This window comes from Companilactobacillus mindensis DSM 14500, assembly GCF_001434275.1.
Taxonomy (GTDB): domain Bacteria; phylum Bacillota; class Bacilli; order Lactobacillales; family Lactobacillaceae; genus Companilactobacillus; species Companilactobacillus mindensis.
The window spans coordinates 1-6,723 of record NZ_AZEZ01000050.1 but is presented as its reverse complement, the minus strand read 5'-3'; the positions used below and the strand labels follow the sequence as shown (position 1 = coordinate 6,723).

The following is a 6,723-nucleotide window of genomic DNA, read 5'->3' as shown; positions in this document are numbered from 1 at the left end:
TAGCACTTAAACATTTTATCAAGCTGACAATAACTTGTCAAGAACTTTTTAAAATATTTTTTCTAACAAATTATCAAGTGAATGATATTTTGTTAGGTGATGTCTAACAGACAGCTTAATTATCTTACCGAAGTTACAAGATCAAGTCAAGAACTTTTTAAAAATAATTTTGACGATCAGTGCGAAGCAATTAAGCTCAAAGCGTTGATGTCATTGCTCTGTCGCAACAACAAGATATATATTACCAATCATAAAGAAGTAGCGCAAGTGTTTTTCATAAAAAAGTTATACTTTTCTCAAAAAAACATTTGATCTTGGATAATATTCAATTATTTTACCACTTTAAACTATTCTCTGCGCACAAAAAAAGCACCGAGAGCAAATTGCTTTCAGTGCTTTAGTTTATTTATTAGAGTCTAATTCTGGCGCATCTGTTTGATAGAGATCAACTAATGACTTATTGTCGTTTTGAGCCAAAAGACTGGTTCCATTCTTCTTCTGTGCCTTCTTGAGCTCTGCGAGTGCTTTGGACTTCTTGTATGAGTAATCCTTCTTATTTACGGTTGTAAAGCCAGGTAGCTTGTGGAATCTCAAAAGATCCCCATTGATAACACGGTCTGACAATGACAATTCCGTCGTTACCTTATTGGAAAGTTTAGCCTTCTCAGCTGAGGAGATCTTCTTATCTACTTTACCAGTCTTAGTATTGTAGTAAGTACTTCCGACCTTGGTTACCGTTGGTGAGACAAAGTTACCATTTCTAAAGGCCACGACTTGCGAGTGTTCACTTGATAACAAGTCACTACCGAATTGGATCGTATTCTTGTCACTGACACCTAACAAGTTAAGGATAGTTGGCAAGACATCGATCTCACCACCATAAGTATGGTTGATACCACCCTTTAGACCATCCATGTGGATCATAAATGGTACTCGTTGATATTGGGCATCGTTAAAGTCATTGAATCCTTTGATTCCAGTCAATTTAGCCATAGCTTTCTTATGGTTATTAGAAATACCATAGTGATCACCATAGAGTACGAGCATACTCTTCTTATCTAAGCCAGTTGCTTTTAACCAATCCAGGAATTCACCGATCGATTGATCCAAGTAATGTGCAGTTTGAACATAGCCATCAACTGTCTTATCACCAGTATCGGTCTTCTCGATCGATTGATTCTTCTTATCCAAAGTATATGGATAGTGGTTAGTAACTGTGATCAATTTAGCATAGAAAGGTTGTGGCAATTGTTGGATATATTGAGTTGAATCCTTCAAGAAAATCTTATCCTTCATACCATAACCAACATTGTAACTCTTCTTTTGCTTATAGTAGTTGGAACTAAAGAAGTAATCATAGCCCCATGACTTATAAGCATTATCACGATTCCAGAAACTTGGAACATCCCCGTGGAATGAAGCTGTCGTATAACCGTGTTGATCCAAGATAGCTGGTGCAGCTTGGAATGTATTGGTTGTACCATCAGTAACCATAGCCGATCCTTCCGGTAAACCAAAGAGTGAGTTTTCGAGCATAAGTTCAGCATCGGCTGTCTTACCTTGACCAACTTGGTTAAAGAAGTTGTCGAAACTCAACGTATCATCTTCATGATAAAGTTTATTCAAATTAGGCGTTACTTCTTGGCCATCCCACTTGTAGTCGATCATGAATTGTTGCAAACTCTCCAAGTGAATAATGAAGACGTTCTTACCTTTAGCAACTCCAGTGTATTCCACATTAGGTTGTACGTAATTTGACTTCATATATTTTTCGATCGAATCAATATCCGAACTCTTAGCCTGCGACTTGACCGCATTCGTCTTAGTAGTCTTGATCACATCGTAAACGTTGAAGACATTGAGCCCTAAGTACTTCACGATATAGTTGTTATCAAAAGTTCTTGTCAATAATTGTGAACGGTCACTTTCGGCCAAAGTTAAATTGGCACCAAACAACAGAACAGCTAACGAACTGACTAAGACTGGAATCTTCCAGTTGAGTCGTTTGATATCCATTTTGATGACATGGAATGCCAACAATAATATCAGAATAATTACATCGACAAACACTAAGAAATCTGTTGGTTTCACGATACCTAAGATACTTTTACCAAGGTTGTTGGAAACTGAACCTGACCCTTTGATAAGTACCATCGTCAAGAAATCTGAGAATTCACGATAATAGAGAATATTCGAGAATAGCCAGACCGTATCTAGAAAATCAACGATCAATAGAAAGATATAAGACTTTCTACCTTTCATATACAATGAGATACCAAACAATAATAGCATGACTGGAATCGGATTGATGATCATCAAAAATGTTTGGATCGAACCCTTAACGCCTAAATTGAATTTAGTTTCATACGCATAGACGGTTTTAAGAGTATATAGCAATACAGCTAGGACTACGAATCCCAGCCGAGTATTGAGAAAATTGGAAATACCTTTAGTAATACGTTTCATTATTTTCGCTCCATAGATTTATTAGCAACTTGTTGTTCAACTTTCGGTTTCTTCGAAACAGCAATAATCCCTAAGAACATCCCCAAATAATACGTAATAAATCTCCATAAAAACATTCCCAAAACTAACCCTGAAGCGGAAGGTATAAATCCAGCAAACAATGTCTTGAAACTGAACTCTGCCCCACCTGATCCACCAGGAATTGGGAAAATTGAGACAATCATAACGATCATAATATGCATCACTAATACATCGACGACATTTACATGATCGCAATTCAATGCCAATAAAACAAAGTAGACTACGAAATAGTACAGGAATAGTTGAACGACTGTCAGCAAGGCTGCTTTGACGACTTTTGCCTTCTCACGCTTCAATACTAAACTTTCGTTATAGAAACTATCAATACTATCCATAGCTGACTTTAAAATTCTATCACGTTTTTCTTCTTTAAGAAAAAACAAAACCGGTTTCAAAACAATTTGTACCATTTTTTTTGTGAAATCATAGTAATACATGATCATCAGTAAGAAAGAAATCGTAACAACGTGAATGACCATCCCAAAGACGATCAGCGTCGCTAATCCGGAAAAATGCTTAGCAACACTGTTGAAACTCACCAACATGGCCACGACAAAGTTCACCAATACCATCAGTTGGTAAATGACAAACTTCATCAACAAGACGGAACTGGCTCGGCCACCATCGATCTTGGATTGCATCAAACCGATCAGTTGTGCAGGTTGACCACCGGATGAAAAAGGCGTTATCGCATTAAACAAGGCTTGAATAAGGGGAATTCGATACATTTCCCACCAACCAAACTTGCGATCTTCTTTTTTCTTCAATAAAGTATGTAAAACCATCGCTTCCACACCATACGATAGCAAAATCGATAAAAAGGCTACCGCAAGCCAGAAGTAGTTCAATCCCTTAAATGTAGAAACTAGCGAATTAAAGTTGATATCTTTGGCTTCCCACCAAAAAATACCGACTCCCAATCCCAGCATTACAAAAAGTGCAGCTATTTGTTTTCTATTCATTATTTATCTCGTTTAGCAATTTTATATTGATCCGTATAGAACTTGTACCAAATCTTACTCAAATTCTCTTCTGAATATTGAGTCGTTGCTTTTTTAGACTTCTTCTTGTAGTCTTCTAGAATTTCACGATGTTGATTAGCATAGTTGATGAATTCATTCATTTGTGAAAAATCGTCAGCTTTTTTGTAATAACCATCGATAATTGCTCGATACAATTCCAAATCCCGTAACAACACTGGTGCTCCACAACTGAAAGCTTCCAAAACTGACATTGGGAACAATTCGTCATATGAAGGCAACAAGAATAAACTACAAATATTATAGTAATTTACCAAATCATTTCGATCAACTATCCCCGTAAAAGTCATGTTATCTGGTGCATTGTCGATCATATCTTTATAACGGTCATAACCATCAGTGATCTTGCCAAAGGAAAAACCACCAGCCCAGATAAATTGAATATCTGGATTAGTTTGAGCCAATTTGAAAAAGTCATCGACGCCTTTTCTTTCTTGAACTTGACCGTCACCAAAGACAACGAACTTATCTTCAGGAATCCCGAGTTTTTTACGGAAATCAGCTTTTTCTTGAGCTGTCTTCTCATAAAAGTTCTCAGTCGACACAAAGTTAGGAATGTATTTGATCTTTTTACGATCCAAACCATGTGCCACTAACTTATCGATAAAAGTTGGATTGACAACGACGATTTGGTCCATGCGTTTATAAAAGCTAATAACGTACTTGTAAAAAACACTCTTAGCTGGTTCAGGCAATTTGATGCTGCCTTCCAACGTCTCAGGCAAAAAGTGTACGTAACCGATCTTGCGACCGCGTTTTTTAGAAAAAGTAGACAGATAGAATTGCGGATCGATCGTGTGATAATGACTCAAGTCACTTCTGTGATAGTCATTGATCTTAATATCGAACTCATCGCTGAAGTGATCTTTTAATAAATTGATCAACTCCTTATATGCACTGCCGACCCCTTGGCCAGCAACTTTGTCTGCAGATGAAAACATGTTGATTTTAATCATTAGAATACTCCTCTGGATCGATTGATGAATCAGAAAGCTTCTCTCTTACGAAGTAGTCCTCAGCGTGACGGTAGAAATCAAGGATCGCATTTCCAAAGCCGTCAGATGAAATACCATACAATACTTTTTTACGTGCTTCACGATCATCAAATGAATTAGGATGGTCGAGATACGTTTTGATTTTTGGTACTAACTGATCATCTTCGTTGAATGTTACACCAACTGACGGATCCGTCAACAAAGCATCCGTATAAGGTGCACTTCTAACGATGATCTTAGTTCCTGAAGCAATCGCTTCGATATAAGTTAAACCTTGCGACTCCGTATCACTTGAAGAAACGAAGAGATTAGCCATGTGATAATAAGGTGAAATTTGGTCATGTTCCACTTCACCTGTAAAAATAACATTCTTGCTGACGCCTAAATCCTTACTCATTTGAACTAATTCGTCCATGTCAGGACCACCACCGACAATGACTAGCATGATCTTAGGATTGTACTTCAACAGCTCCGGCATCGACTTCAACATGTGGTCGATCTTCTTTTCCAAAGCGATTCGGCTCAACATCAAAATAACCGGTGTATCTTCCGCAATTCCTAGTTTCTCACGAACGGCTGAAGCATTGACTGGTTTCGTATACTCTGACAAGTCGACTCCAGTTGGAATAATAGAGATCGGTGCTTTGATGTCATAACGATCCATCGTTTCTTTAACTTGTTTACTTGGTGCTACAACACCTGAAGCGTTCTTCAAAAAAAGCCGTGTCATTTGTTTAACATGATATGGTTTCAACAGATGTCCATTCAAAACATAATGCAAGTAATCTTCGTACATTGTGTGGTATGTGTGAACAAATGGAATCTTTAATTGTTTTGCAACAAACTTACCCATCATACCAAGTGAAAACTCTGTCTGCGTATGAATGATATCTAGTTTCAACTCTTTAGCTAAATCAACCGCGTGAAACATCCCACGAATAGCGATTCTTCTATCGGTAAATGAAATAAAAGGCACGCTAGCCAAACGAAAAATATTTGGTTCGATCGTGTTCTTAGGAACGTTGGGGTCAGTCGTTGTAAAAATATAAACGGAATGACCCTTTCTCTCCAAATCGTTTTTCAATGTCTGGATTGATGTTGCTACCCCACTAACCTGAGGGAAGTATGTATCGGTAAAAATTCCGATATTCATATAAACACATCTCCTCACAATCTTTATAGAATAGATTATAACAAAAAAAAGAAGGAATCACTTCCTTCTTCTCCGTCTTACCTTATTAATTTACTGAAATTTTGATTTTTCATCAAGAAATAAAAGATAACCGCACCAATAGCCACAACGACTAATTCGCCAAAACCAACGGTAACTAGGTTTAGCCAAAATGGCAACTTCAATACGAAATGCAATTCGGCTCCAACGATGATTCCATTAACAACTGCACAGACCACCGGTACAGTCCATAACAAATTATTCTTAGCCGGAATCCTAGTGATGATCAGGCAAGCAACCGCTGTTGCTAAGGTTCCTAGGACGATATCATACATTCCCAATTGGGCACTGAAGATGTTTGAGATCAAACAACCAATGATCAATGACCAACTGTACTTATGGTTAAAAAATGGCAATAACATCAAGATCTCTGAAACTCTAAATTGAATTTGTCCATAAGAAAATGCTGAAATTCCTGGAGCAATGGTGATAGCAACGTACAACGCTGCGATCAAAGCCAATTGCGTAATATCTCTTGTCTTTAAATTACTCAAAATAAAACCTCCACTGTTTTTATTCATAGCAGGTTACCAGTGCAAACTGCCCTTAATAGGTTATCTTATTTTGTTTGTTGCCGCAAGCTATAAAAATACCCTCTGATTCAACATATCAGACTCTTTTTCAAGTTTGGTTGTTCACTGCCGTCTTCCATGAAATTCTGGTGGACGCTGGAACGCAGTGAGAGCAACTTAGAGCCAATTACAGTTCAAATTGTCTCTAAGCTTGTCTGTCTCTAACCTGGCAAAGGACGCCAGCCAAGAGACTACCACGGCTGAGCATCCACCATAATTCCATTCCAGACTAAACGTTTTTTTATTTATTAGTAGTGTTAAAATTTTAGATCTACTGATTCGATATTTTATTTACGATAAATCGAGTAGGAGGTAACTTTTAATTACCGACCTCTCAC

Annotated in this window: 5 protein-coding genes; all 5 read right to left on the bottom strand. The window is 37.5% G+C overall.

The features are described from left to right. Positions 1-402: 402 nt before the first annotated feature. Entirely contained in the window at positions 403-2,466 is a 2,064-nt protein-coding gene (locus FD29_RS05020; RefSeq protein WP_057887865.1) for an LTA synthase family protein, read from the bottom strand. Further along, a complete protein-coding gene (locus FD29_RS05015) occupies positions 2,466-3,509 on the bottom strand; it encodes a lysylphosphatidylglycerol synthase transmembrane domain-containing protein (RefSeq protein ID WP_057887864.1) in 1,044 nt (347 codons plus the stop codon). Before FD29_RS05015 ends, FD29_RS05020 begins: the two co-directional genes overlap by 1 nt. Then, positions 3,509-4,543, bottom strand: coding sequence for a glycosyltransferase family 4 protein (locus FD29_RS05010; RefSeq protein WP_057887863.1), 1,035 nt, complete (start codon positions 4,541-4,543; stop codon positions 3,509-3,511). Before FD29_RS05010 ends, FD29_RS05015 begins: the two co-directional genes overlap by 1 nt. Beyond that, a complete protein-coding gene (locus tag FD29_RS05005; protein WP_057887862.1) occupies positions 4,536-5,735 on the bottom strand; it encodes a glycosyltransferase family 4 protein in 1,200 nt (399 codons plus the stop codon). The genes FD29_RS05010 and FD29_RS05005 overlap by 8 nt, the downstream gene beginning before the upstream one ends. 77 nt (positions 5,736-5,812) lie before the next feature. Next, positions 5,813-6,307 carry a QueT transporter family protein gene (locus FD29_RS05000; protein WP_057887861.1) on the bottom strand — a complete coding sequence of 165 codons (495 nt, stop codon included), beginning with the start codon at positions 6,305-6,307 and terminating at the stop codon, positions 5,813-5,815. Positions 6,308-6,723 lie beyond the last annotated feature (416 nt).

Bases quoted from the DNA above. Each gene is read 5' to 3' on its own strand.
- FD29_RS05005 (WP_057887862.1), bottom strand. From the start codon at position 5,735: ATGAATATCGGAATTTTTACCGATACATACTTCCCTCAGGTTAGTGGG.
- FD29_RS05015 (WP_057887864.1), bottom strand. From the start codon at position 3,509: ATGAATAGAAAACAAATAGCTGCACTTTTTGTAATGCTGGGATTGGGA.
- FD29_RS05010 (WP_057887863.1), bottom strand. From the start codon at position 4,543: ATGATTAAAATCAACATGTTTTCATCTGCAGACAAAGTTGCTGGCCAA.
- FD29_RS05020 (WP_057887865.1), bottom strand. From the start codon at position 2,466: ATGAAACGTATTACTAAAGGTATTTCCAATTTTCTCAATACTCGGCTG.